The organism is Pseudoxanthomonas sp. F11 (assembly GCF_037046485.1).
Classification (GTDB): domain Bacteria; phylum Pseudomonadota; class Gammaproteobacteria; order Xanthomonadales; family Xanthomonadaceae; genus Pseudoxanthomonas_A.
The window spans coordinates 76,509-102,200 of record NZ_JBANLZ010000005.1; the positions used below are offsets into that span (position 1 = coordinate 76,509).

General features: G+C 66.9%; 17 protein-coding genes. 4 read left to right on the forward strand and 13 right to left on the reverse strand.

What is annotated here, in order from left to right; translation table 11 throughout:
* Nucleotides 1–35 precede the first annotated feature (35 nt).
* Both V8246_RS15080 and V8246_RS15085 read left to right on the forward strand, forming a co-directional pair.
* Entirely contained in the window at nucleotides 36–1,715 is a 1,680-nt protein-coding gene (locus tag V8246_RS15080; protein ID WP_336189932.1) for a long-chain fatty acid--CoA ligase, read from the forward strand.
* A gap of 267 nt (nucleotides 1,716–1,982) precedes the next feature.
* A complete protein-coding gene (locus V8246_RS15085; RefSeq protein WP_336189934.1) occupies nucleotides 1,983–2,849 on the forward strand; it encodes a crotonase/enoyl-CoA hydratase family protein in 867 nt (288 codons plus the stop codon).
* A gap of 186 nt (nucleotides 2,850–3,035) precedes the next feature.
* On the opposite strand, the gene V8246_RS15090 is transcribed toward V8246_RS15085, so the two are convergent.
* The 4 genes from V8246_RS15090 to prfB form a co-directional block, all read right to left on the reverse strand.
* Nucleotides 3,036–5,228 (reverse strand): ATP-binding protein, encoded by a 2,193-nt coding sequence (locus tag V8246_RS15090; protein WP_336189935.1) that lies wholly within the window; start codon nucleotides 5,226–5,228, stop codon nucleotides 3,036–3,038.
* Between the two features lie 3 nt (nucleotides 5,229–5,231).
* Complete coding sequence (locus V8246_RS15095; RefSeq protein ID WP_336190096.1) at nucleotides 5,232–6,317, reverse strand: two-component system response regulator; 1,086 nt, start codon at nucleotides 6,315–6,317, stop codon at nucleotides 5,232–5,234.
* A 399-nt stretch (nucleotides 6,318–6,716) separates the two neighbouring features.
* Complete coding sequence (gene lysS, locus V8246_RS15100; protein ID WP_336189936.1) at nucleotides 6,717–8,237, reverse strand: lysine--tRNA ligase; 1,521 nt, start codon at nucleotides 8,235–8,237, stop codon at nucleotides 6,717–6,719.
* A 103-nt stretch (nucleotides 8,238–8,340) separates the two neighbouring features.
* A protein-coding gene (prfB, locus tag V8246_RS15105) for a peptide chain release factor 2 (protein WP_187572469.1) occupies nucleotides 8,341–9,466 on the reverse strand; the annotation gives its coding sequence in 2 pieces (ribosomal slippage) (nucleotides 8,341–9,390 and nucleotides 9,392–9,466; 1,125 coding nt in all).
* Nucleotides 9,467–9,591: 125 nt separating this feature from the next.
* Here prfB and V8246_RS15110 point away from each other — a divergent pair.
* A complete protein-coding gene (locus V8246_RS15110; RefSeq protein ID WP_336189937.1) occupies nucleotides 9,592–11,502 on the forward strand; it encodes a GGDEF domain-containing protein in 1,911 nt (636 codons plus the stop codon).
* Between the two features lie 3 nt (nucleotides 11,503–11,505).
* Here the strand turns inward: V8246_RS15110 and V8246_RS15115 are convergent, their stop codons facing one another.
* A complete protein-coding gene (locus V8246_RS15115) occupies nucleotides 11,506–12,390 on the reverse strand; it encodes a LytTR family DNA-binding domain-containing protein (RefSeq protein WP_336189938.1) in 885 nt (294 codons plus the stop codon).
* Between the two features lie 155 nt (nucleotides 12,391–12,545).
* Between V8246_RS15115 and V8246_RS15120 the strand changes: the two genes are divergently transcribed.
* Complete coding sequence (locus V8246_RS15120; protein ID WP_336189939.1) at nucleotides 12,546–13,760, forward strand: acyltransferase family protein; 1,215 nt, start codon at nucleotides 12,546–12,548, stop codon at nucleotides 13,758–13,760.
* A 4-nt stretch (nucleotides 13,761–13,764) separates the two neighbouring features.
* Here V8246_RS15120 and recJ read toward each other — a convergent pair whose 3' ends face one another.
* From recJ to V8246_RS15160, 8 genes are all read right to left on the reverse strand, one after another.
* On the reverse strand, nucleotides 13,765–15,486 hold the full coding sequence (gene recJ / locus V8246_RS15125; RefSeq protein ID WP_336189940.1) for a single-stranded-DNA-specific exonuclease RecJ: 1,722 nt from the start codon (nucleotides 15,484–15,486) through the stop codon (nucleotides 13,765–13,767).
* Entirely contained in the window at nucleotides 15,483–16,436 is a 954-nt protein-coding gene (locus V8246_RS15130; protein ID WP_336189941.1) for a phosphoglycerate mutase, read from the reverse strand. Before V8246_RS15130 ends, recJ begins: the two co-directional genes overlap by 4 nt.
* A gap of 4 nt (nucleotides 16,437–16,440) precedes the next feature.
* Nucleotides 16,441–16,905, reverse strand: coding sequence for a transcription elongation factor GreA (greA, locus tag V8246_RS15135; protein WP_185896981.1), 465 nt, complete (start codon nucleotides 16,903–16,905; stop codon nucleotides 16,441–16,443).
* Between the two features lie 8 nt (nucleotides 16,906–16,913).
* The gene (gene carB, locus V8246_RS15140; RefSeq protein WP_336189942.1) at nucleotides 16,914–20,159 is read right to left on the reverse strand and encodes a carbamoyl-phosphate synthase large subunit; all 3,246 of its coding nucleotides are present in this window, start codon (nucleotides 20,157–20,159) and stop codon (nucleotides 16,914–16,916) included.
* An 18-nt stretch (nucleotides 20,160–20,177) separates the two neighbouring features.
* Nucleotides 20,178–22,076 (reverse strand): S9 family peptidase, encoded by a 1,899-nt coding sequence (locus tag V8246_RS15145; RefSeq protein ID WP_336189943.1) that lies wholly within the window; start codon nucleotides 22,074–22,076, stop codon nucleotides 20,178–20,180.
* A 73-nt stretch (nucleotides 22,077–22,149) separates the two neighbouring features.
* Nucleotides 22,150–23,283 (reverse strand): glutamine-hydrolyzing carbamoyl-phosphate synthase small subunit, encoded by a 1,134-nt coding sequence (gene carA, locus V8246_RS15150; RefSeq protein ID WP_336189944.1) that lies wholly within the window; start codon nucleotides 23,281–23,283, stop codon nucleotides 22,150–22,152.
* 224 nt (nucleotides 23,284–23,507) lie between these two features.
* Nucleotides 23,508–24,224, reverse strand: a complete 717-nt coding sequence (gene dapB, locus V8246_RS15155) for a 4-hydroxy-tetrahydrodipicolinate reductase (protein WP_336189946.1) — start codon at nucleotides 24,222–24,224, stop codon at nucleotides 23,508–23,510.
* A gap of 45 nt (nucleotides 24,225–24,269) precedes the next feature.
* Nucleotides 24,270–25,589, reverse strand: a complete 1,320-nt coding sequence (locus V8246_RS15160) for an EAL domain-containing protein (protein WP_336189947.1) — start codon at nucleotides 25,587–25,589, stop codon at nucleotides 24,270–24,272.
* Between the last annotated feature and the right edge of the window lie 103 nt (nucleotides 25,590–25,692).

The following is a 25,692-nucleotide window of genomic DNA, read 5'->3' on the forward strand; positions in this document are numbered from 1 at the left end:
ACGCAGCCAGAAGACCCTGGGGAGGGAGCAGAACGATGAGTCAGGAACGTCCGTGGTTCAAGAGTTACCCGCAAGGCGTGCCCCACGAAGTGGACCTGGAGCAGTACCGCTCCATCGTGTCCGTCTTCGATGAGGCGATCAGCAAGTATCGCGACCGCCCCGCGTTCCGAAACTTCGGCAAGAGCCTGACCTATGGCGAGATCGACAAGCTCAGCCGCCAGTTCGCGGCCTATCTGCTTGGGGAACTGAAGCTCAAGAAGGGCGACCGCGTCGCCATCATGATGCCCAACTGCCTGCAGTATCCCATCGCCATCTTCGGCGTGCTGCGCGCGGGCCTGACGGTGGTCAACGTCAATCCGATGTACACGCCGCGCGAGCTGAAGCACCAATTGGTGGACTCCGGCGCCAGCGTGCTGCTGGTGGTGGACAACTTCGGCAAGACCGCGCAGGAGGCCCTCGCCGGCACCCAGGTCAGGCAGGTGGTCACCACGGCGCTGGGCGATCTTGTCGGCTTCCCCAAGGGCGCCATCGTCAACTTCGTGCTGAAGTACGTGAAGAAGATGGTGCCCGACTACGACATCCCGGGCGCGGTGCGCTTCAAGGACACGCTGACGCTGGGCCAACTGCACGCCCTGCCCGACGTCGACATCGATTCCGGCGATATCGCGTTCCTGCAGTACACCGGCGGCACCACCGGCGTGGCCAAGGGCGCGATGCTCACGCACCGCAATCTGGTGGCCAACATGCAGCAGGCCGGCGTATGGGTCGGCACCGGCCTGGATTACGGCAACGAAGTCATCATCACCGCCTTGCCGCTGTACCACATCTTCGCCCTGACGGCGAACTGCCTCGTCTTCATGAAACTGGGCGGCCTGAACCACCTGATCACCAATCCACGCGACATGCCGGGCTTCGTCAAGGAACTGAAGGCCACGCGTTTCACGGCCATCACGGGCGTCAATACGCTGTTCAATGGCCTGCTCAACACGCCCGGGTTCGATGAGGTGGATTTCTCCAACCTCAAGATGACGCTGGGCGGCGGCATGGCCGTGCAGCGTGCGGTGGCGGAGAAGTGGAAGAAGGTCACCGGGGTCACGCTGGTAGAGGCCTACGGCCTGACCGAGACCTCGCCCGCGGCCTGCATCAATCCGATGGACCTGCACGATTACAACGGCGCGATCGGCCTGCCGGTGCCGTCCACCGATGCCTGCCTGAAAGACGATGACGGCAACATCGTGCCGCTCGGCGAAGTGGGCGAACTGTGCATCAAGGGTCCGCAGGTGATGAAGGGTTACTGGCAGCGTCCCGAGGAGACGGCCAAGGTCATGGACGCCGAGGGCTGGCTGCACACCGGCGACATGGCGAAGATGGACGAGAACGGCTTCTTCTACATCGTCGACCGCAAGAAGGACATGATCCTGGTGTCCGGCTTCAACGTGTACCCGAACGAGGTTGAGGACGTGATCGCCGGCCTGGACGGGGTGCTGGAGGTGGCGGCGGTCGGCGTGCCTGACGACAAATCCGGCGAGGCGGTGAAGGTCTTCATCGTGAAGAAAGACCCCTCGTTGACGGCCGAACAGGTGAAAGCGTACTGCCGAGACAACCTCACCGGTTACAAGCAGCCTCGCTATGTGGAGTTCCGCGCGGAACTGCCGAAGACCAACGTGGGCAAGATCCTGCGCAAGGAACTGCGCGAGTCCGCCAAGGTCGGCTGATACCTGTTCAGCTTTGCATGGAAGGCCGGCCCTGTGCCGGCCTTTTTCTTTTGGTTCAGGACGTTAGCACCCGATTCTAGACGTTCGTCACAAATATCGAGACGCAGGCCTTCCTGGCCGCGGCATCTTGCTGCAAGCGCGCGTGTGCACTGGATTTTAATTATTCGTTCAGGTGTAGGATCGGCGCGTGATGCCACCTGCGTCACATTAATCCGTCACCCGCTTTCCCCTGCCGCGCGGGCAAGAAACCCCTCCAAGGAGCTCTCCATGAACAACGTCGAAAAACTGCAGCGCACCCGTTCCTTCCCGACCATCCGCGTCGAGTCCGAACCCAGCGGCGATGCCCACTGGATGTACATGCATTCGGATGTCGCGCCGGGCGTGCGTCCATGCTTCCGCAGCCAGATGCTCGATGACGTGCTGAGCTTCATGAATTCGATCACGCTGCGCGAATCGCAGCGCCAGCCGGGCAAGCTGCGCCACCTGGTCGTGGCCTCCGATGCCAACGCCTTCAATCTGGGCGGCGATCTGGAACTGTTTTCGCAGCTGATCCGCGAGAACAACCGCGACCGCCTGCTCAGCTATGCGCGACGCTGCATCGACGGCGTGCATCATCTCAACACCGGCCTTGGCGGCGACGTACGCACGATCGCGCTGATCCAGGGCGACGCGCTGGGCGGCGGCCTGGAGATCGCCCTGTCCTGCCACACCATCGTGGCCGAAGAAGGCGTGGACATGGGGCTGCCGGAAGTGCTGTTCGGTCTGTTCCCGGGCATGGGCGCGTACTCCTTCCTGTGCAAGCGCGTGTCGCCGCAGGTCGCCGAAAAGATCATCCTGGAAGGCAACATCTACACCAGCGACGAGTTGTACAAGATGGGCGTGGTGGACGTGCTGGTGCCGAAGGGCCAGGGCGCAGCGGCCGTGCAGACGATCATCGACAAGCAGCGCCGTTCGCCCCATGCGCACCTGGCGCTGAATGCCTGTCGCAACCTGGCCCAGCCGGTCGGCTACGACGAGCTGATGGGCATCACGGAAGTCTGGGTGGATACGGCCCTGACGCTGGGCGACAAGTCGTTGAAGATGATGGAGCGCATCGTTCGCGCCCAGGAGAAGCGATCCATCCGCGCTGCCTGAGCGGCACCCGCACGTCTGCTGCAAGTACAGGGGACTACAGGGGCATCAGGGGTTGGAGCGCGCGCAGGCGCCTTCAAGGGCGAGTCCGGGACACCGTACTCGCCACGGGCCTGGCTTTCTGCCGGTGCCGGTGCCGCGTCCTGCCGGATCGCGCGCTCGCCACCCGCCTGACGGTCCCACGCCCGGTCAGGACGAGGAGCCTTCGCCGCCCTTCTCCGCCGCGCCACGCACCCGCTGCCGCGCATCGAGTGCCGCGCGGCCATGGCTCAGGTGGGAGTTGAGCGCGGCCAGGCGGTGACGCCATTCGCGCGAGATCTGCCAGTCGGCCAGCCCCATCATCTCGCCTGCGGCCGCCGCCAACTTCACCAACCCCAGATTGCTGGCCACGCCTTTCAATGCATGCGCATGTTCGCGCAGATGTTCGCCGTCGCCCCGCTCCATCGCATGCGCCATGGCGCCGATACAGCCATCGGCGTCGTTGAGGCACTGCTCGATGAACTCACGCTCGAACGCTTCGCCCATGCCCAGCGCCGTGAGTTCGTCCAGCACGCTGACGTCGAGCACACCGTCGGACACCTCCGGCCGCACGGGCGTGTTCGAAACCGTCGTCGCGGCCACGCGCCCCGAGGTGGCGACATCGGCCAGCGCATCCAGCAGCCGGGTCGCGACCACCGGTTTGGCGAGGAATGCGCGCGCGCCCGCCTGCTCGCACCGCTGGATCGCCTCGGGCGTGACATCGGCGCTCAGGATCAGTACTGGGGTGCGGCTGCCGCTACCCGCTTCCATCACGCGCAGCTGTTTCAGCAGGTCCAGGCCGCTCAGGCCCGGCATGTGCAGGTCGCAGATGACCGCGTCGTAGGACGAGGATTCGAGCGCGTCCAGCACTTCCTCGCCGCCGTTGACGCAGGTGATGCGGTGCCCCGCCTTCTGCAGCAGTCGCTGCACGACCATGCGGTTGGCCTCGTGGTCGTCGGCCACCAGGATCTGCATGCTGCGCACGCGCGCGCGGTGGCGCAGGAACGGGTCCGAGAACGCGATGATGTTCTCGGCGCTGGCCGTATCCGGCGTTTCCTCCAGCCATTCGGCGTGGCCCTGCACGGCGGGCACGATGATGCGCTCCGGTACCGCGTCGAACGGCAGCTCGACCCAGAAGCAGCTGCCGCGCTGCTCGTTGCTCTCGAAGCCGATGGTGCCGCCCATCGCTTCGGTGAGCCCCTTGGCGATGGTCGTTCCCAGCCCGGTGCCGCCGTAGCGGCGCGACAGGCTGCCGTCGGCCTGCTCGAACGCCTCGAACAGGCGCTCGCGCAACGCCACGGGGATGCCGATTCCGGTGTCGGTGACGGTGAAGCGCAGGCGCAGGTGCTGGCCGTCCACCAGTGTGGGGGCCACCGTCAGGCGCACCTCGCCCTCGTCGGTGAACTTGACCGCATTGCCCGCGAGGTTCAGCAGGACCTGACGCAGGTGGCCCGCATCGCCGCGCAGCTTGGCGGGAATCGCGTCGTCCACCCACCCTTCGTAGCGCACCTGCTTGCCGCGCGCTTGCGGCATGAGGATCAGGCCGATGCTTTCCACCAGTTCGCGCGGCGAGAACTCGACGACGTTCAGCTTGACCTTGCCCGCCTCGATCGCGGAAATGTCCAGTACGTCCTCCACCAGGCCCAGCAGGGTGCGCGTGGACGCCTGGATGGTGGACAGGCATTCGCGCTGCTCGGTGTCCAGCCGCGTGGTGGCCAGCAACTCCGACATGCCGGCCAGGCCGTTCAGGGGCGTGCGGAACTCGTGGCTCATGTTGGCCAGGAAGCGGCTCTTGGCCTCATTGGCGCGACGCGCTTCGTCGGTGGCACGGGTGAGGTCCCGCAGCAGGCCTGACAGGTACATGGGCACGGCAATCAGACCCAGCACCAGGCCGACGCCCAGGGTGGCATTGGCGCGCCAGTAATCGTTCAGCCACACCACGGCGGCGAACGCGGTGCTGGCCATGGTGACCGCGACCACAAGGTACCGGTTGCCATAGCGCAGGCCGTTGCCCACGGTGATCCACATCAGCACCACGTAGGCCCACGACAGCGGCTCGCCCATGCCGTTCATCGCGGCGGCCAGCAGGCCGTAGTCGGCGATCATGCCCAGCCCGCGACGCATGTGCGACTTGCCGGGCTGCACCAACAGCCAGGCGATGATGCCCAGGCCGTTGACCAGGCCCGAGACGATGATGGTCAGGACGATGGAATATTCGTCGGCGGGCAGCGCCGCGCGCGACGAGGGCAGCAGCGCATAGACCAGGATGATGGAGATCAGCGCGACGCGGATAAGCGCCTGGCCGTGCTCGCTGTCGCCGCGATGCGCAAGGCGGGACTTGACCCAGGTGAGGACGTTGGACATGGCTCACTCCATCCCTGGACGGCTCTGCACCGTCGAGTAGCGTTCGCAGATGTCGTCCAGCCGCGCCCGCCCGCGGATCAGCGCGTCGACACATGCCGGGTCGAACAGGCGGCCGCGCTGGGCATACAGATAGGCCAGCGCGGCGTCCTTGTCCCACGCCTTCTTGTAAGGACGCGGCGAAATGAGGGCGTCGAACACGTCGGCCACCGCCACGATCCTGGCTTCCAACGGGATTTCCTCGCCGACCAGGCCATCGGGGTAGCCGCTGCCGTCGTAGCGCTCATGGTGCCGCAGCGCGATCACGGCACCCGCCTGGATGAAGCGGTTCTGGCTCCCGGACAGCAATTGGTGCCCGATCTTCGGGTGGCGGCGCATGACGTCGGTCTCGTCCGCGGTCAGCGGGCCGGCCTTCATCAGCACCGAGTCGGGAATGGCGATCTTGCCCATGTCGTGCAAAGGCGCGGCCATCTCGATGGTCCGCACTTCGTCCTCGGGCAGGCCGAGCTGCTCGGCGATCAGCCCCGCCACGTGGGCCATGCGCTCCAGGTAGGCGCTGGTGCCGCTGTCGCGGTATTCGATGGCGCGGGCCAGGCGCGACAACGTTTCGCGCTCGCGTTCCTCCACCTCGTGCATGCTGGACAGCAGGCGCTGCTCCAGCGACAGGGCGCGCTGCTTGACGTTCTCGGACTGCTGGCGCAGCTGGAGCAGATTGCGGCAGCGTGCACGCAGCTCGCGCGGACGCACCGGCTTGACCAGGAAGTCGATGACGCCTGCTTCCAGTGCGGCCTGGCGGATGGGTTCGTCGCCCACCACGGTGATCAGGATGATCGCGATGTCGCGGTGCATCGGCAGCCGGCGGAAACGGCGGGCGAACTCCAGCCCGTCCATGCCCGGCATGCGGTAATCCAGCAGCAGCAGGTCGGTTCGGTTCTTCTCGCACCATTCCAGCGCGGCCAGGGGGTCGCCGAAATCGTGGACGGCCAGCTCGGACGCGATGTCCTCGATGACATGGCGCAGCATGGTACGCGCGGACGTCTGATCGTCGACGATGACGATGTTCAATGCGTGCCCCACCCCTTGTGGCCACATGATGTGGCTGTCGGGCAAGGATACTCCGGCGGTGGCGACGCTCGCATCCAGCATGGTGGCAGTCCTGTTCGGCGGCACGGCCCCGGGTTGGGTCCGAGATCCACGAAGGGAACCGATGCCGATCGCGGGGCCCCCTCCCCTGATCTCTATCGGCGCGGGCGGCGAAGAATTGACCGACCTGCGTGGAAGTCTACGCAGGAAGCGTGCCAGCCGCCTCCAGGATGTTTCAGGATTTCGCACCTTGACCTTCGTCACACATTTTGGCGCCGGCGGCGACGTGTCCCCTTGGGATACGCCGCCTGGAGCCGCTGTCTTGCCAGTGTGGGCCCGCCGCGTCATGCCGTCATGTGCCCATTCTGCCCCGCAGCGTCACTCTTTTGACGCTCCTGGGGCCTTGGCTCACCCGTGGGCTTCCGGCCGCATGTAGGGGAACAGCAGCACGTCCCGGATCGAATCGGAACCCGTCAGCAGCATGACCAGCCGGTCGATGCCGATGCCCAGTCCACCCGTGGGGGGCAGTCCGACCTCCAGTGCTCGGATGTAGTCGGCGTCGAAGTGCATGGCTTCGTCGTCGCCCCCCTCCTTGGCCTGCACCTGCGCCATGAACCGGGAGGCCTGATCCTCGGGGTCGTTCAGCTCGGAGAAGCCGTTGGCGATCTCCTTGCCGTTGATGAACAGCTCGAAGCGGTCGGTGAAGCCCGGCTCGGCATCGCTGGCGCGTGCCAGCGGCGATACCTCCACCGGGTGCGCGGTGATGAAGGTGGGCTGGACCAGGGTGTGCTCGACCGTCTTCTCGAAGATCTCCAGCAGCAGTTTGCCCCAGCCGTAGGACGGCTTGACGTGGATCCTCAGCCGTTCGCAATGGCGGACCAGCGCCTCGCGGTCCGTGCAGTCGGCGATGCTGATCTCCGGATTGTGGTGGCGCACGGCCTCGTCCATGCGCCAGCGGCGGAAGGCGGGTTCCAGGTCGATGTCCTGGCCGTCCCAGGTCACCTGCCCCGTGCCCAGCACCTCGTGGGCGACATCGCGGATGACGCCCTCGGTGAGGTCCATGATCTCGGTGTACGTGGCGTAGGCCTCGTACAGCTCGAGCATGGTGAACTCGGGGTTGTGCCGCGTGCTGACGCCTTCGTTGCGGAAGTTGCGATTGATCTCGTAGACGCGCTCCAGCCCGCCGACGACCAGGCGCTTCAGGTACAGCTCCGGCGCGACGCGCAGGTACAGGTCAAGGTCCAGCGCGTTGTGGTGCGTGGTGAACGGCTTGGCCGCCGCGCCGCCGGGGATGTAATGCATCATCGGCGTCTCGACTTCCAGGAAGCGCCGGGCATCCAGCCACTCGCGGATCGCACGGATGATGCGCGAGCGTTTGATGAACACCTCGCGCGCTTCGGGCGTGACGATCAGGTCGACATACCGCTGGCGATAGCGCTGCTCGACGTCGGACAGCCCGTGCCACTTGTCCGGCAGCGGGCGCAGCGACTTGGTCAGCAGGCGCAGGACGTCGGCCTTGACCGACAGCTCCCCGGTGCGGGTCCGGGTCAGGCTGCCCTCGACGCCGACGATGTCACCGATGTCCCAGCCCTTGAAGGCGTCGTAAGTCTCGCCCAGCGTGTTCGCTTGCAGGAACAGCTGGATGCGGCCGGATTCGTCCTGGATCTGCACGAAGCTGGCCTTGCCCATCACCCGCTTGGCCATCAGGCGGCCGGCCAGCTTCACACGGCGGCCGGTACCTTCCAGCGCTTCGACAGTCCACAGCTCGGCATCACTGTACTGGGCCTGCAGGTCGCCGGCGTAGTCGCCACGACGGAAGTCGTTGGGGAACGCGATGCCCTGCCCGCGCAGGGCCGTCAGTTTGGCGCGGCGCTCGGCGATGAGGCTGTTCTCGTCGGCAGGAGGCGTTGCGCTGGTCTGGTCGGTCATGGCGTAGGCGAGGAGTGAGTGGGGAGGAGTGAGAAGTGAGGGGAGCCGGGATGAGGAGCGAACCTGACGCTCACTTCTCACTCCTCTCCACTCACTGCTGCTTTCAAGCGTCGATGCGTTTGGCGCCCGCTTCCAGGCCGGATTTCAGGCTGGCCTCGACGAACTCGTCCAGGTCGCCGTCCAGCACCTTCTGGGTATCCGAACGCTCCACGCCGGTGCGCAGGTCCTTGATGCGGCTCTGGTCCAGCACGTAGTTGCGGATCTGGCTGCCCCAACCGATGTCGGACTTGGTGGCTTCCACCGCATCGCGCTCCGCGTTGCGCTTCTGGATTTCCAGCTCGTACAGCTTGGCGGCCAGCATCTTCATTGCGTTGTCGCGGTTCTGGTGCTGGCTGCGGCCGGTCTGGCAGGCCACCACGATCCCGGTGGGCACGTGGGTGATGCGCACGGCCGATTCGGTTTTGTTGACGTGCTGGCCGCCGGCGCCGGAGGAGCGGTACACGTCGGTCTTCAGGTCGGCCGGATTGATGTCGATGTCGATGTTGTCGTCGACTTCCGGCGAAACGAACACCGAGGTGAAGCTGGTATGGCGGCGGTTGTCCGAATCGAACGGCGACTTGCGCACCAGGCGGTGCACGCCGGTCTCGGTCTTCAGCCAGCCGTAGGCGAAGTCGCCCTCCACGCGCAGCGTCGCCGACTTGATGCCGGCCACGTCGCCGCCGCTGGCTTCCATCAGCTCGGTCTTCCAGCCGCGCGATTCGCACCAGCGCAGGTACATCCGCAGCAGGATTTCCGCCCAGTCCTGCGCCTCGGTGCCGCCGGCGCCGGCCTGGATGTCGACGAAGGCGTTGGCGCTGTCCATCTTGCCGGAGAACATGCGCTGGAACTCCAGCTTGTCCACGTGCGCGGCATAGCGTTCGACGTCGGCCACCACGGCGTGCGCGGTATCCTCGTCGTTCTCCATTTCCGCCAGCTCCAGCAGCTCGCTGGCGCCGGTCAGGCCTTCCTCGATGTCACGGATGCCGTTGACCGTCTTGTCCAGCAGGGAACGCTCGCGGCCCAGTTGCTGCGCGTACTCGGCGTTGTTCCAGATGTCCGGGTTTTCCAGCTCGCGGTTTACTTCTTCCAGGCGTTCGCGCTTGGCATCGTAGTCAAAGATACCCCCGGAGCGAGGCCAGCCTGTCCTGCAGGTCGGCGATGCGCTGGCGGATGGGATTGAGCTCGATCATGGGGCTGTGACGGGGGAATGGAATCGGTCGGCAAGGATACCAGAGGCGTGCAGGTGCCCGTCCTGCGCCGGCATGGAACGGAATTTGCATTCGATATGTGCGCCCCTGCCGACAGCCGACCGCTCATGCCGACTCCCTTCGCCGCCCGCCTGTTGCCCTGCCTGGTGGGCCTGGTGCTGCTGGCCCTGCCCTCCTCGCGGGCCCAGGGCACGGTTCCGGCCGGCGCCGAGCGGGCCAGCCAGGTGGCCCGCTGCCTGAAGCTGCGTCGCGATGCGCCCCCCGTGGCGGCCGCGCTGGCCGAATCGCTGCTGCGCGAGGCCGACCTGACCGTCGAGGACGAGCTGAAGACCCTCAGTTGCCTGGGGATCGCCGCCGGCCTGTCCGGCGACCGGAAACGCGCGGTGGAGGCTGGCGCCCGGATGGAACGCCGCGTGCTGGCGCATCCTGAACTGGCCCCGGCGTTCCGCGCCCGGGCCTATTCGCAGGCAGGATCGGTCTTCCACGGCGTCGGCCAGATCCACCGCGCCGAGGCGGCCTACCTGCGCGCGCAGGATCTGGCCGCGCAGCTGCCCGCCGACGAGGCAGCACTGTTCCAGGCCACTACCCTCAGCAACATCGGGTTGATCCACGCCGATTACCTGGACTCGGCGGAAGTGGCCGACGGCTTCCATCGCAAGGCGCTGGCCATCGCGGCGTCCGTCGGGCTGGAGGACCCGGTGATCCTGCACAACCACGTGCTCAACCTGGTCAGGTTGGGCCGGACGGCGGAGGCCCTGGCCGTCATCGACCAGGGCGAGGCCATGGCGCAGCGCAAGCAGTCACTCGCGGTGGTGGAGCGCCTGCGGGCGGAGCGTGCGGGAATATGGATCACGCAGGGGCGCCTGGGGCCGGCGCAGCAGGTGCTCACGTCGGTCATCCGCGCGCAGCGGGCCAGTGCGGACATGCCGGGGTTGGCCGGCTCACAGGCCAAGCTGTCGAACCTGCAGCGCATCGCCGGCGACCCCGCGGCGGCGCTGGCCACCGCACGCCAGGCCTGGTCGAACGTGGACGGCACGCCGCAGCCGCAGAAACAGCGCGAGGTACTGCGTGCCTGGATGGCCGCGCATGCCGCGCTTGGCCAGGCGGACGGCGTCATGGCCGTCGGCGCACGCCTGCACGCGCTGGAAATGGAGACGCTCAAGGCGCAACGGCTCGCGTCGCTGGCCGAACTGCAGGCACGCAGCGAGAGCGCCGCCGCGCAACGTGAGCTGCAGGCCATGCGCCACCGAGCCCAGATCCAGTCCCTCAACGAAGAGAGAACACGCCTGCTGCGCCGAGCCGGCGTCGCGGCGATGATCATTCTGGTGATGGCCGGCGTCGGCTTCGGCCTGCTCCAGCGGCGCAAGAACCAGCAACTGCGCACCGTCAGCGCGACCGATCCGCTTACCGGCCTGCGCAACCGCCGCGCGGCCGGTACAGCGCTGCAGGCGATGTCGACGCAACGCGCCGCACCGGGTATGCGTCATGTGCTGTTCCTGATCGACATCGATCACTTCAAGCAGGTCAACGACGGGTTCGGCCACCATGCCGGCGACGATGTGCTGGTGGGCATCGCGGACGCACTGCGCACCCTGTGCCGGCCGGGCGATGTGATCGCACGGTGGGGCGGCGAGGAGTTCCTGATGGCCTGCCCCGATCTCACGGCGGCGCAGGCATGCACGGTCGCCGCGCGCCTGCACGAGCGGTTGGGCGGCGCCCGCGAGCTGGCACCGGGGCGGGCCTGGGATCTCACGGTGTCGCTGGGCTTCGCGCCGTTCCCGTTCTTCGAGGAGGGACGCGAAGGGTGGGAGTACGCCATCCGCCTGGCCGACCGTGCGCTCTACGCCGCCAAGGACCGTCGCAATGCGTGGGCCGGCCTTTGGGGCCGTACCCTGCCGGAAGGCGCCAGCGCGGCCGGGGTTCTGGAGGAACCGGAAAACGCTGTACGCAGCGGCGACGTCGACCTGATGGCGAGCTACGCGATCGAACGCTTGCCGAAAGCCCTGCGGGCGGCCTGAAAACTAACCTGGCTCGGCGCCGGTGCGCGTCCTCAGGTCCTGGCGGTAGCGCCGGCTGCAGGGCAGCACGGTGCCGTCGCGCAGGTGGACGCGCGCGTCGCCTGAATCCAGCGGCTCGATCGATACGACGTGGTCGAGCGCCACCACGTAACTGCGATGGATGCGGGCGAAGCGGCGCGGGTCCAGGCGGGATTCGATGCCGGCGATGGTGCTGCGCAACGGATAGTCGTGCCCGCGCACCCGCAGGTTGACGTAGTTGCCTGCCGCCTGCAGCCACTCGATGTCGTTCGCCGCGACCAGGAATTCACGCCCCAGTTTGCGGATCAGGAAGCGTTCGGGCCGGTCCACCGGTTCCAGCGGCGGGCCCTCGTCGGGCTCCGCCAGCAGGCTGGCCTCGCCCTGCCAACGGCGCAGCAGCAGGCGGTAAGCCTCCATCGTCAGCACGATGGAGGCGAAACTGCGGACGTCCTTCAGGTATTCGTAGACCAGTTCGCGCGGCCAGGGGCCGAAGTCGTAGGTCATGCCCTGGGTCCGGTAGGCGAGCACCCGCAACCCGACCATGCCCACCACATGCACGAGGCAGACGACGAGGCTGGCCCCGGCATACCGTGCGAGCTGTCGCCGCCAGTCGCTCCACTGGAAGGGATAGCGCCGGGTGAACCAGGCCATCGCCGGCAATACCACCAGCAGCCACATCACCGCGCTGCTGGTTTCCCAGACGGCCGGCTCCCAGGCCTGGATGGTCGACTCGCCGCGTCGCAGTTCCATCAGCGTGGTGATGCTGTTGGCGACGCAGTTGACCCCGGTCACCGCGATCCAGAAGCCGGCCTCGATCACGCGTTTCCAGGGTTGGTAGCGTTCGTAGGACAGCACGGCGCGTTCGGTCATGCGCGCATTCTAGCCCTCGGCGGTCCTGCGCCCCGTCGCGCTTCGTCCCTGCATGCCGGCCGTTGGCCCCCTGCCCGCCCCCACATGTCCCTTCGTGGTGGGCGCTGGCGAGCGGACCCGACACGCTGGCGCCTTCACAGGACGAGGAAACCCCCATGCAACGCCGCCACGATCTGGACTGGGTCCGTGTTTGCGCCTTCGGGCTGCTGGTGCTGTACCACGTGGGCATGTACTACGTGACCTGGGACTGGCACGTGAAGAGTCCAGCGGCCAGCGATGCGCTGGAGCCCTTCATGCTGCTCAGTTCACCGTGGCGGCTGGCGCTGCTGTTCCTCGTTTCGGGGGCCGCCACGGCATTCCTGCTGGGATGGCAGCCACGCAGTTCCGAGCTGGCCCGCCGCCGGCCGGGGTTCCTCGCCAGCCGGTCCTGGCGCCTGTTGGTGCCGCTGGTGTTCGGCATGCTGGTGATCGTGCCTCCGCAGTCCTACTACGAGGTGGTCGAGCAGCTCCCGGGTGGCTATCACGACGGTTACCTGGCCTTCTATGGCCGCTACCTGACCGGCTACGACGGTTTCTGCGATGCAGACGGCTGCCTGGACATGCCCACCTGGAACCATCTCTGGTTCGTCGCCTATCTCTGGGTCTACACCGTGGTGCTGTGGCTGCTCTGGCGCGTGGCGCCTGGCGCCCTGATCGCCGCGGAGCGTGGTCTCGACAATGCGCTGGCCGGAATCGGCATCGTGGTGTGGCCCACGCTGTTCCTGGGCCTGGTGCGCATCCTGCTGGTCGGTCGCTTCGAACAGACCCATGCGCTGGTCGACGACTGGTACAACCATGCCCAGTACTTCAGCGTGTTCCTGCTGGGTTTCCTGATCGCACGCAGCGAGGGCGTCTGGACGGCGATGGCGCGCGCGCGCTGGGTCGCCCTGCTGCTGTGGCTGGCTACCTGGGCGGGCCTGATCGCCTACTACGTGCGCTTCGCCGATGGGCAGCCGCCCGAGCTGCTGCGGACCGCCATGCGCATGGTCTGGGGACTGGACCAGTGGTGCGCGATCGTGGCGGTACTCGGCTTCGCCCGCCACTGGAATCCCGGCGACAGTCGTGCGCTCCGGTACCTGGTGCCGGCGGTGTTCCCAGTCTACATCCTGCACCAGACCGTCACCGTCGTGCTCGCCCACCACTTGAAACCGCTGGCGATCCCGCCGTTGGTGGAAGGCATCCTGCTGGTGATGGCCACCTTCGCCGCCTGCTTCGCTGGCTATGAAGTCGTCCGCCGGGTCGCGTGGCTGCGACCGCTGTTCGGACTGAAGCGTCTGCCTGGCGCGCGAACCGATGGATCGCCGGCGATGGCCGGTTCCACCGAGTCTTGAGCACTCACTCCCCGGCCTGCCAGTGACGGATCAGCAACTGGATGCCGCGGCGGTTCTGCCAGTCGTCGGTGTCCAGCTGGTAGGCCGCATGGATACGGGCAGGTGGGGCCTGGTCCTGCCAGCCATTGAAGTGGATCGCATTGAGCGCTGCGGCATGACCCGGCAGACGCAACGAAAACTTCAGATGCTTCTCGCCGATCACGCGCCAATCCAGCACATCGAAACGGCCATCGAACATGGGCTCGGGAAAGCCCTGTCCCCATGGCCCGGCGCCGCGCAGCGCTTCGGCATGGGCGCGATCCAGTTCGTCCGACCGCAACTCGCCGTCGCTCAACAGCACTTCCTGCAGCATCGCCTCATCGAGCAGCCTCGAGGCCTGCCCGTGGAAGGCTTCACGGAAGGAAGGCAATGCACTTTCGTCCAGCGACAGGCCGGCCGCCATCGCATGACCGCCGAAACGCTGCATCAGACCGGGGTTCGCCGCATCGATCGCCGCCAGCGCATCCCGGATGTGGAACCCGGGAATGGAGCGTGCCGAGCCGCGCAACACCGTGCTGCCCGGCTCGGCCGGTGCGAACGCGATCACCGGGCGATGCAGGCGTTCCTTGATCTTCGAGGCCACCAGGCCGACCACGCCCGGATGCCATTCCGGGTCGAACAGACAGGGCGCAAGCGGCACGGCGCCTTCGACGTCGATGCGCGCCAGCGCGGCCTGCGCTTCATCCACCATCTGCTGCTGCACGCCGCGGCGTTCGGCGTTGATGCCGTCGAGCACGCGCGCCATCTCATCGGCCTGGGTCGCATCGTCGGTGAGAAGGCACGCGATGCCGAGCGCCATGTCCTCAAGCCGTCCCGCGGCATTCAGGCGCGGGGCGACCGCAAAGCCGATGTCCGCGGCCGTGAGTCGCGCCGGGTCACGCCCCGCCACGCGCACCAGCGCCTGCAGGCCCGCACAGGCCTGGCCAGCGCGCAGGCGGCGCAGGCCGGCGCCGACGAGGGCGCGGTTGTTGGCGTCGAGCGGGACGAGATCGGCGACCGTGCCAACCGCGACAAGATCCAGCAAGGACGAAAGGTCGGGTTCGGGGCCATCGAAAGCCCCCCGTTCCCGCAGCACGCGTCGCAGCGCGAGCAGCACGTAGAACATCACGCCCACGCCCGCCAGCACCTTGCTCGGGAACGGATCGCCGCGCAGGTTGGGATTGACGATCGCATCGGCGGGCGGCAGCACATCACCGGGCAAGTGATGATCCGTCACCAGGACCTGCCAGCCGCGTGCCTTCGCCGCCGCGATGCCTGCGTGACAGGCAATCCCGTGGTCCACCGTGACCAGCAGCTCGGGCGCCAGTGCGTCCAGTTCCTCCACCAGCGAAGGCGACAGTCCGTAGCCATGGACCATGCGGTTGGGCACCGCCGGCGTGACACGCCGGGCGCCCAGCAGACAAAGCCCTCGCACGCCGACGGCGCACGCGGTGGCGCCGTCGCAGTCGAAATCGCCGACGATCACGATATGGCGGTTGGCCGCGATGGCATCGGCGAGCAGCGTCGTCGCCTTATCGATGCCGCCGAGCAGGTCGGGCGGAAGCAGCTGAGCGAGCCTGGGCTGGGCCTGCTCCATCGAACCGGCCCCCCGGGCTTCGTAGACGCGTTGCAGCAGCATGGGCACATGGGCTGGCCATGTACCGGCTGCGCCCGCCTCGCGTCGGCGGATCCGGGCCGTCGGCGTCATGCCGGCACGTGATCGGGCCGGCCGGCATCCAGACGCGGCAGGGGCCTGCGCCAGAACCGCCAGCGCTGCTCGCGACGCAGCGCGAACAGGCCGCCATCCTCGAAGTCGAGCGTGAGCGTGTCCAGTTCGCCCTTTTTCAGGGCCTCCAGCAGCGGACGCAGCGCATCGCGGCACAGCAGGTCCAGATTGCGCAGGTGACGCAGGTCGATCAGCGCGTCCACACCGCCCTCGCCGCCGGCATGGCTCGCGTCCACGCCCGCCGCCTGCGCCAGGGCCTGCAGCAGCACATCGTTGCCCTTCACCTGGCGGAAGCCGGTGCGGACGAAGTCCGGCAGCGCACCCGCGCCCCAGAACCACAGCGAATTGACCGGTGGTTTGCCCTGCGACACCCGCTGCGCATTCCAGGGGTGGTTGTGCAGCAGCACCTGGGCTTCGCTGAGCAGGGCCCGCCAACGGCGGCCAGCATCGCCGTGCGGCAGGTGCGCAAAAAGATCGTCGCCCAGTACATCGTCCACCGGCGCGAACTCGGGCAGCTGCGTTTCCAGCGGCAGGCGCAGATACCAGCGCGCCGGGTGCGGCGCATCCAGCATCATGCCGGCATCGCCGAACAGGGGCTTGAGCGCAGGCAGCAGGTTCGCCGCGTCCTCGGCCGACAGGCCCAGCGATTCGCCGTGGGCAAGCATGCGCGCACCGGTCATGTCCGGCGACACCCGCACCGGATCCGCACGCAGCCAGCGGGCACCGGCCGCATCGCCCGCATCGCGCTGACGGGTCAGGGCCGCGATGGGCCAGTGGTCTGGCACCAGCTGGAACTGCCGCCGCAGCTGCGCGCGCTCGCCGGCATCGGCGTCGCTGCGATCGCTGCGGCCCAGCGCCCGCGCCACATCGTCAGGTAGCGCCTGCCCGACCAGGCGGGTGCGCGCAGGCAGCAGCAGTGTGGCCTGGGCCATGGACTCAGTCGGCGTAGGAAACGCTGACGATTTCGTATTCGCGCTGGCCGGCCGGCGCGTCGATGGTGACGCTGTCGCCTTCGTGCTTGCCGATCAGGGCGCGGGCCAGCGGCGAGGAGATCGCGATCAGGCCCAGCTTGATGTCCGCCTCCAGGTCGCCGACGATCTGGTAGCGCTTCTCTTCATCCGTATCCACGTCGGCCAGCACCACCTTGGCGCCGAACACGATGCGCGAGCCGGCGTTGAGCTTGCTGACGTCGATGATCTCCGAATGCGAGAGCTCGCTCTCCAGCTGTTTGATGCGGCCTTCGATGAAGCCCTGCTGCTCGCGGGCCGCATGGTACTCGGCGTTCTCCTTCAGGTCGCCGTGCGCGCGCGCCTCGGCGATCGCGGTGATCACTTCGGGGCGCTTGACCGTCTTCAGAAGGTCCAGTTCCTGGCGCAGGCGCTGTGCGCCCTGCATGGTCAATGGGGCTCTCACCCTTGAAGCTCCTTGTGCAGTTCCTGCAACGCCAGCACCGGGCCCGTGCCGCGGTATTCCAGCGAATGCACCAGCGCCTTGGCGCCGGCAACGGTGGTTGAATAGGTGACGCGGTGCTGCAGCGCCTCGCGCCGGATCGAGAAGGAGTCGGCGATGGCCTGGCGTCCTTCCGTGGTGTTGACGATATACACGATTTCGCCGTTCTTGATCAGGTCCACCACGTGCGGACGGCCTTCCAGCACCTTGTTGACCTGTTCGCAGGCGATGTCGTGCTCGCGCAGCCATGCCGCGGTGCCGGCGGTGGCCACGATGGTGTAGCCGCGGCCGACCAGTTCCTGCGCCACCGGCAGCACGCGCTTCTTGTCCGGATCGCGCACCGAGATGAACACCTTCCCCACCGGCGGCGCCTTGATGCCGCCGGCTTCCTGCGCGCGCGCCATCGCCGCGCCGAAGCTGCGGCCCACGCCCATCACCTCGCCGGTGGAGCGCATTTCCGGCCCGAGGATCGGATCCACGCCCTGGAACTTGGCGAACGGGAAGATCGCTTCCTTGACCGAGTAGTAGTCAGGCACGATTTCCTTCGTGGCGCCCTGCCCGGCCAGCGTCTTGCCCGCCATGCAGCGGGCCGCGATCTTCGCCAGCGGCATGCCGGTAGCCTTGGACACGAATGGCACGGTACGCGAGGCGCGCGGGTTCACTTCCAGCAGGTAGACGATGTCGTCGCTGCCGTCCTCACTGGCCTGGATGGCGAACTGCGTGTTCATCAGGCCGACGACCTTCAGCGCCTTGGCCAGTTCGATCACCTGGCGGCGCAGTTCGTCCTGCGTCTTCGCCGACAGCGAGTAAGGCGGCAGCGAGCACGAGGAGTCGCCCGAGTGCACGCCGGCTTCCTCGATGTGCTCCATCACGCCGCCGATCAGCACGTGGCCCTCGGCGTCGGCGATGATGTCCACGTCCACTTCCACCGCGTTGTCGAGGAAGCGGTCCAGCAGCACCGGCGAGTCGTTGGAGACCTTGACCGCGTCGCGCACGTAGCGGGCCAGGTCGGATTCGCCGTAGACGATTTCCATCGCGCGGCCGCCCAGCACGTAGGACGGACGCACGACAAGCGGATAGCCGATCTCGCGGGCCAGCAGCAACGCTTCCTGGTCGTTGCGGGCGATGCGGTTCGGTGGCTGCTTCAGACCCAGCGAATCGACCAGCTGCTGGAAACGCTCACGGTCCTCGGCCAGGTCGATGGAATCCGGGCTGGTACCGATCACCGGCACGCCGTTGGCTTCCAGCGCACGCGCCAGCTTCAGCGGCGTCTGGCCACCGTACTGGACGATGACGCCCTTGGGCTGCTCAAGCTCGACGATCTCCAGCACGTCTTCCAGCGTCAGCGGTTCGAAGTACAGTCGGTCGGAGGTGTCGTAGTCGGTGGACACGGTTTCCGGGTTGCAGTTGACCATGATGGTCTCGAATCCGTCCTCGCGCAGCGCCAGCGCCGCGTGCACGCAGCAGTAGTCGAACTCGATGCCCTGGCCGATGCGGTTGGGACCGCCGCCCAGGATCATGATCTTGTCGCGGCTGGTCGGCTGCGCCTCGCACTCGTCTTCATAGGTCGAATACAGGTACGCCGTACTGGTGGCGAACTCGGCCGCGCAGGAATCCACGCGCTTGTACACGGGCTTCACGCCCAGCGCCTTGCGCAGGACCCGCACGGCGGCCTCGTCGGTGCCGGCCAGCTGCGCCAGGCGCGCATCGGAGAAGCCCATGCGCTTCAGACGGCGCATGCGGGCCTTGTCCAGCGATCCCAGGCCATCGGCGGCGAGCTGTTGCTCGGCCGCGATGATCTCTTCCATCTGGTCGAGGAACCAGGGATCGATGAACGACAGCGCATGCACCTGCTCCACGCTCATGCCGGCGCGGAATGCATCGGCCACGTAGAACAGGCGTTCGGGGCCCGGCGCCTTCAGCTCGCGACGCAGCGTGGTCAGGTCGTCCTCGCTCGCCAGGTCCAGGCCGGTCGGGTCGAGGCCGACCTTGCCGGTTTCCAGCCCGCGCAGCGCCTTCTGCAGCGATTCCTGGAAGGTGCGGCCCATCGCCATCACCTCGCCCACCGACTTCATCTGGGTGGTGAGGCGGGCATCGGCCTGCGGGAACTTCTCGAAGGCGAAGCGCGGGATCTTGGTGACCACGTAGTCGATCGCCGGCTCGAACGAGGCCGGCGTCTTGCCGCCGGTGATCTCGTTCTTCAATTCGTCCAGCGTGTAGCCGACGGCCAGCTTGGCCGCGACCTTGGCGATCGGGAAGCCGGTGGCCTTGGAGGCAAGGGCCGACGAACGCGACACGCGCGGATTCATCTCGATGACGACGACGCGGCCGGTCTGCGCATTGATGCCGAACTGCACGTTCGACCCGCCGGTATCCACGCCGATCTTGCGCAGCACCGCGATGGAGGCATCGCGCAGGCGCTGGTATTCCTTGTCGGTCAGGGTCTGCGCCGGGGCGACGGTGATGCTGTCGCCGGTGTGCACGCCCATCGGGTCCAGGTTCTCGATGGAACAGACGATGATGCAGTTGTCCGCGGTGTCGCGGACTACCTCCATCTCGAACTCCTTCCAGCCCAGCACCGACTCTTCCACCAGCACTTCGGTGGTCGGCGACAGTTCCAGGCCGCGCGTCACGATGTCGACCAGTTCCTCACGGTTGTAGGCGATGCCGCCGCCACTGCCGCCCAGCGTGAAGCTGGGGCGGATGATGGTGGGATAGCCGACGCGGGTTTGGATATCCAGCGCTTCCTCCAGCGTGTGGGCGACGGCGGCCTTCGGACATTCCAGCCCGATCTCGCCCATCGCCACGCGGAACAGTTCGCGGTCCTCAGCCATGCGGATGGCATCGCGCTTGGCACCGATCAGCTCGACGCCGTACTTCTCCAGCACCCCGTTGTCGGCCAGGTCCAGCGCGCAGTTCAACGCCGTCTGCCCACCCATGGTGGGCAGCAGCGCATCAGGCTTTTCCTTGGCGATGATCTTCTCGACCGTCTGCCAGTTGATCGGCTCGATGTAGACCGCGTCCGCCATCTCCGGGTCGGTCATGATGGTCGCGGGGTTGCTGTTGACCAGCACCACCCGATACCCCTCCTCGCGCAACGCCTTGCACGCCTGGGCGCCGGAATAGTCGAACTCGCAGGCCTGGCCGATGACGATCGGGCCTGCGCCGATGATCAGGATGGTTTTTAGGTCGTTGCGCTTTGGCATGGGGGACTGCTTCCAGGGTTACGGGGCCGAGGCGGTCTTCGCGTTCGGCCCGATGTACTTGTCAAAGAACGCCAGCATCTTGGTGTAGAGGTTGACGTTGTTCTGCAGGTCGCGGAATCCGTGCGCTTCCTTCTTTTCCACGATCACGTCATCCGGCTTCTTGCCGGCCTTGGCCAGCTGCGAGATCAGGAAATGCATGTTCTTGATCGGTACGCGCACGTCCTTCTCGCCATGGACCAGCAGGATCGGAACATTGATGCGTTCGACACCGTAGGCCGGCGACTGCGCCATGCGCTCGGCGGCCGTCGGCGGATACACGTCCTTCAGGTAGTTGCGTCCGCTCTCCCGCTCCATGAAATCCGCACTGCGCTGTGCGTCAAGATCGTAGACGCCCACGTAGCCGACGGTGCAACGGTACAGGTCCGGCTCGCGCACCACGCTCATCAGCGCCGCGTAGCCGCCATAGGACGCGCCATAGATGCAAACACGATCCGGGTCCGCAATACCCTGCGCGATCGCCCACTTCACCGAGTCGGTCAGATCGTCCTGCATGGTCGTCCCCCACTTGCGGTAACCCATGCCTTCGAACGCATTGCCGTAGCCGCCCGACCCACGGTAGTTGATCTGCAGGACGGCATAGCCACGATTCGCGAACAGCTGGACTTCGGGATTGAAGCCCCATTCGTCGCGCGGACCGTGCGGGCCGCCGTGCGGATTGATGATCAGCGGGAGCTTCTTGCCGTCGCTGTTCTTCGGAATCGTGATGTAGCCGTGCAGCGGCAGGCCATCGCGCGCCTTCACCAAGATGGGCTTCATCGGGGACATTTCTTCGGGCTTGATCCAGTCCATGCTGGCAGCCAGGAACTTGGCCTTGCCCGACTCGCGGTCGAACAGATAGGCCTCCGAAGGCATCGTGTCGGCGAAGACCCGCATGGCGAAGTAGCGCCCGTCCTGCGACGGTCGGAGGAAGCGCACGGCCTTGCCGGGGAATGCTTTCGCCAGACCCGCGTACACCTTGGTCTCCGGATGCTCGGGCGCGACCCAGTCCCAGTACGGGACACCATCTTCGTACCACACGCCAAGCAGCGTCTTCTCGTCACTGCTCCACAGGTAACCGGACGGACTGACGGTACCGTTACTGGACACCGGGATCTCTTCGCGGGAATCCACATCGAGCAGGACAATTGTTTCAGGCTTGCCCTGCTCGCCCTTCGCCATGTAGACGCGCTTGTTCTGCGCATCGAAGCCGAGCGGATAGTAGGTGGCACCGTTGCGTTCGCTCTCGTGGACCAGCGTCCACCTGTCGCCATCGCGGCGATAAGTCACGTTGCGGCCATCGTTCATCGCGCCGGCGACGAAGCGCACGTTCCGGTCATGGTCCACGAGGAAGGTGCCCTGCTCCACGGGTGCCGAAGCGACGGTCGTCGTCCGGCCGTTGTTGATGTTCAGTTTGAACAGGAACGAAGTCTCGATCGAGCGCTCGACCAGGATCGTGTCCGGGTCTTCCGGGGTGAGGTCGACGATGCTGTAGTAGTTGCCGTTGGGGATGTCGATGCGGCCAGTGCCATCGATGTTCGACGCGTATAGATCGCCCTTCGCGGTTTCGAAGTCGAAGCGACCGGTCTTGAACGTGACGAAGAACAGCAGGCGGTTGTTGTTGGCCCAATAGACCTGGCGGAAATGGCGGTCCTCGCCGTAGTCCCACTTGCCCACGACGCCCTGGTCGGCGACACGCAACACCGCCAGCACGGTGCGGTCGGCCTGCGGAACGGTGACGGCCATGTGCTTGCCGTCAGGAGACACGCTGATCGAGGTGAATTCCGGATCCTTGAAGAAATCCTGGATCGGCACCTCACGCGCAAAACCCTGCAGTGGCAACAAGACCAGCAGCAACAACAGACGGACCAGCACTTTCATACTCCACTCCTTGGGATGGGGCGGCTTCCCCCGCCACCCGTTACGGACAATCGATGGCACGTAGCCATCCCCCTCACGATGACCGCGCCTGCTCCATGCAGGCGACGAACCGGTCGAACAACGGTGCCACATCATGCGGCCCCGGCGATGCTTCCGGGTGGCCCTGGAACGAGAACGCCGGGGCGTCGGTCAGTTCGATGCCCTGGTTGGTGCCGTCGAACAGCGAACGGTGGATCACGCGCACGTTGGCCGGCAGCGTGGTCTCGTCGACCGCGAAGCCATGGTTCTGCGAGGTGATCATCACCCGGCCGGAATCGAGGTCCTGGACCGGATGGTTGGCACCGTGGTGGCCGTGGCCCATCTTCATGGTCTGTGCGCCGGCCGCGAGCGCCAACAGTTGGTGGCCCAGGCAGATGCCGAAAGTCGGCGTCTTCTTCGCGATGAACTCGCGGATGGCGGTGATCGCGTAATCGCACGGCTCCGGGTCGCCCGGTCCGTTGGACAGGAACACGCCATCGGGCTGCAGCGCCAGCACGTCGGCGGCGCTGGTCTGCGCCGGCACCACGGTCACGTCGCAGCCGCGTTCGGCCAGCATGCGCAGGATGTTGTGCTTCACGCCGAAGTCGTAGGCCACCACCTTGTACTTCGCCGGCGCCTGAACGAAGGCATTGCGGTCCAGGTCCAGCTGGCCATCGCGCCACGGGTAGGCCTTGTCGGTGGTGACCACCTTAGCCAGGTCCATGCCCTTCAGGCCCGGGAACTTGCGTGCCGCTTCCAGCGCCTTCTCGACATCGATGTCGTCGCCGGCCATCAGCGCCCCGTTCTGGGCGCCGCGCTCACGCAGGATGCGGGTCAGCTTGCGCGTATCGATGCCGGCGATGGCCACGATGCCGCGGGTCTGCAGCCATTCCGGGAGCGCCTGCTGGTTGCGCCAGCTGCTGGGGCGGCGCGGCACGTCGCGCACGATCAGTCCGGCGCACCAGACCCTGGACGCTTCATCGTCCTGGTCGGTGCAGCCGGTGTTGCCGATATGGGGGTACGTCAGGGTAACGAGCTGGCGGGCGTAGGACGGGTCGGTCAGGACCTCCTGGTAGCCGGTCATCGCGGTGTTGAACACCACTTCGCCGACCGAAAGGCCGTCTGCGCCTACGGATTCGCCCTCGAATACGGTGCCGTCTTCGAGTACGAGGAGTGCGGGTCGAGTCACGGGGTTCGCCTTGGGGTGGAGGAACCCTGTCCCACCGGCTTGCGGCTGCAAGAAACCGCGGACGCGGCGTTCATCCGGTCCGTGGCGATGGGTAACAGGCGAGCGGGAATTGTACGGAGAAGCCCTGTTCAGCGCCACCGTTTTTTGCGTTCTGCTGCGGGCCGCACCGGACAAGGGCGCCGCGCATTCAGATTCCAAGCGCCGGCATGATGAATGGGCGCGTATCAATCCAGAAGATCGCGTACGCGATAGGCCCCGGGTGGGCGCCCCACCAGCGACCGCGCCACATGCAGCGCACCGCGGGCGAAGATGTCGCGATGGGTCGCCCGATGGGTCAGCTCGATCCGCTCCCCCAGCCCGGTGAACTGCACCATGTGCTCGCCCACGATGTCGCCGGCCCGCAGGCTGGCATAGCGCACCGCCTGCCCCGCGCTGCCTGCCGCCTGCCCCAGCGTCAGTGCCGTGCCGGACGGCGCGTCCTTCTTGTGCACGTGGTGCGATTCGACGATATCGACATCCCAGCCCGGCAGCGCCGCCGCGGCACGCTCCACCAACTCTGCCAGGACGGCCACGCCCAGACTGAAATTGCTTGCCCAGACCAAGGGGATGCGGGTCGCCGCCGTGGCCAGTGCGTCCTGCTGTGCCGCATCGATGCCCGTGGTGCCTGACACCAGCGGACACCCTCGGTCCACGCACAGGGCCAGAACGGCATCGAAGCCTTCGGGCAGGCTGAAGTCGACGGCCGCGTCGAAGGCCGGAACGCCGCCCAGCTCGGTGGCGGCGAAATGCGGCACGCCATCGACGACACGCTGCGCGGGGGCACGGCGTGTCACGGCGGCGACCACCGTGCATGCGGGCTGCTCGGCGGCCAGGCGGAGCAAAGCCTGACCCATCCGGCCGGAGGCACCGTGGATCAGCAATCGGGTCGGAGAGGTGTCCATCCGGTCATGGTAACGGCCGGGTGCCGCGTGGCGAAGTCCCGGCGTTCAGGTGCACTGCGGATGACCAAGATGGAACCCCTGTCCCAACGGCACACCGAGCTGTTTCAGAGTTTCGAGCTGACGCGGGCTTTCCACACCCTCGGCGATGAGGTCGGCACCCGTGCCCTGTGCGAAGGTCAGTAGCGCGGCGATCAGCGTCTGCATGCGCGGGCGCTGATCGACTTCGCGGACCAGGGTGATGTCGAGCTTGATGATGTCCGGCGCCAGCCGCAGCACATGGCGCAGGCTGGCGAAGCCCGCGCCGGTATCGTCCACGGCAATGCGTACCCCCTCCTCCTGCAGCGCCGACAGCCGCTGGTTCAGGCGTCCGTAGTCGTCCACCGGCGTGTGCTCGGTAACCTCCAGTACCAGCCGCCGAAGGTCATGCCCGGCGATGAGCTGGCGCAGGCGGTCGCTGCACGCGGTTTCCGGCGACACGTTGACCGAAAGAAACGTCTCCCGCGGCAGCGATGCGAACCGCGCCAGCGCGGCGGCGGCGGCGGCGAGTTCCAGCTCCACGCTGAGTCCGGTGCGCGCGGCATCCTCGAACCAGCGCCCCGTGGACAGGTCGTACTCCAGCGGAAAGCGCGCCAATGCCTCGTGGCCGACGACGACACCATCGGCGAGGCGGACGATCGGCTGCAGGGCGATCGCGATCCGCCCGTGTTCCAGCACCTGCAGCAGGCGTTCTCGGACATCGCGCAGGTCCCTGCGTTCGCGCTCGCCCTGTCCCATGCGAGCCTGGAGCGTCGCGCGCATCTGCGCATGCTCGATGGCCATGTACATGCTCGCGGCTACCAGCGTGCTCAACTGTTCCAGTGTGCTGCAATCGGTGTCGTCATAGGCCCCGGGCGAGGCGGACAGTACCTTCAGCACACCGACCACCTGGTCGCGGAAGCGCAACGGCGCCACCAGCATCGAGCGCAGGCCCACCGTGCGGCAGGCTTCGCGATTGACGCGGGGATCGTCCTCGCTGTCGTCGCAGCGCAGCACGCGCGCCTCGCGGATGCAGCGACCCGACAGGCTGCCTTCGACAGGCAACGCGAGACCGACCTGGCCCTGCGCGATGCCGCTGGCCGACCAGTAGCGCATCAGGTCGCCGTCGCGGATCTCGAGTACCGCCCCGGCGGAGCCGGTCAGCGCCTGCGCGCGGGACGTGATGGCATCCACCACGTCCTGCGGATCGGGGCCGGCGGCGGCAATCTCGCCCTGCGCCGCCACGATACGCGTCAGCAGGGCGATGGCGTCGGCAGACGCACCCGTGCCCGACGGGGGCGCCGGCGGCCGAATCGACGACAGCGGCGTCACTTTGCGATCCCGACTCATCTCCCACACTCCTTGCGGACGATGACGATGATGCATACCCCCTGCATCCATGCCGTGATGCTAGGCCGCCACGCGGGGCGCTGTCGAGTAAACGCGTTTATAA

Bases quoted from the DNA above. Each gene is read 5' to 3' on its own strand.
- V8246_RS15080 (WP_336189932.1), top strand. From the start codon at position 36: ATGAGTCAGGAACGTCCGTGGTTCAAGAGTTACCCGCAAGGCGTGCCC.
- V8246_RS15085 (WP_336189934.1), top strand. From the start codon at position 1,983: ATGAACAACGTCGAAAAACTGCAGCGCACCCGTTCCTTCCCGACCATC.
- V8246_RS15090 (WP_336189935.1), bottom strand. From the start codon at position 5,228: ATGTCCAACGTCCTCACCTGGGTCAAGTCCCGCCTTGCGCATCGCGGC.
- V8246_RS15095 (WP_336190096.1), bottom strand. From the start codon at position 6,317: ATGTGGCCACAAGGGGTGGGGCACGCATTGAACATCGTCATCGTCGAC.
- lysS (WP_336189936.1), bottom strand. From the start codon at position 8,237: ATGACCGACCAGACCAGCGCAACGCCTCCTGCCGACGAGAACAGCCTC.
- V8246_RS15110 (WP_336189937.1), top strand. From the start codon at position 9,592: ATGCCGACTCCCTTCGCCGCCCGCCTGTTGCCCTGCCTGGTGGGCCTG.
- V8246_RS15115 (WP_336189938.1), bottom strand. From the start codon at position 12,390: ATGACCGAACGCGCCGTGCTGTCCTACGAACGCTACCAACCCTGGAAA.
- V8246_RS15120 (WP_336189939.1), top strand. From the start codon at position 12,546: ATGCAACGCCGCCACGATCTGGACTGGGTCCGTGTTTGCGCCTTCGGG.
- recJ (WP_336189940.1), bottom strand. From the start codon at position 15,486: ATGACGCCGACGGCCCGGATCCGCCGACGCGAGGCGGGCGCAGCCGGT.
- V8246_RS15130 (WP_336189941.1), bottom strand. From the start codon at position 16,436: ATGGCCCAGGCCACACTGCTGCTGCCTGCGCGCACCCGCCTGGTCGGG.
- carB (WP_336189942.1), bottom strand. From the start codon at position 20,159: ATGCCAAAGCGCAACGACCTAAAAACCATCCTGATCATCGGCGCAGGC.
- V8246_RS15145 (WP_336189943.1), bottom strand. From the start codon at position 22,076: ATGAAAGTGCTGGTCCGTCTGTTGTTGCTGCTGGTCTTGTTGCCACTG.
- dapB (WP_336189946.1), bottom strand. From the start codon at position 24,224: ATGGACACCTCTCCGACCCGATTGCTGATCCACGGTGCCTCCGGCCGG.
- V8246_RS15160 (WP_336189947.1), bottom strand. From the start codon at position 25,589: ATGAGTCGGGATCGCAAAGTGACGCCGCTGTCGTCGATTCGGCCGCCG.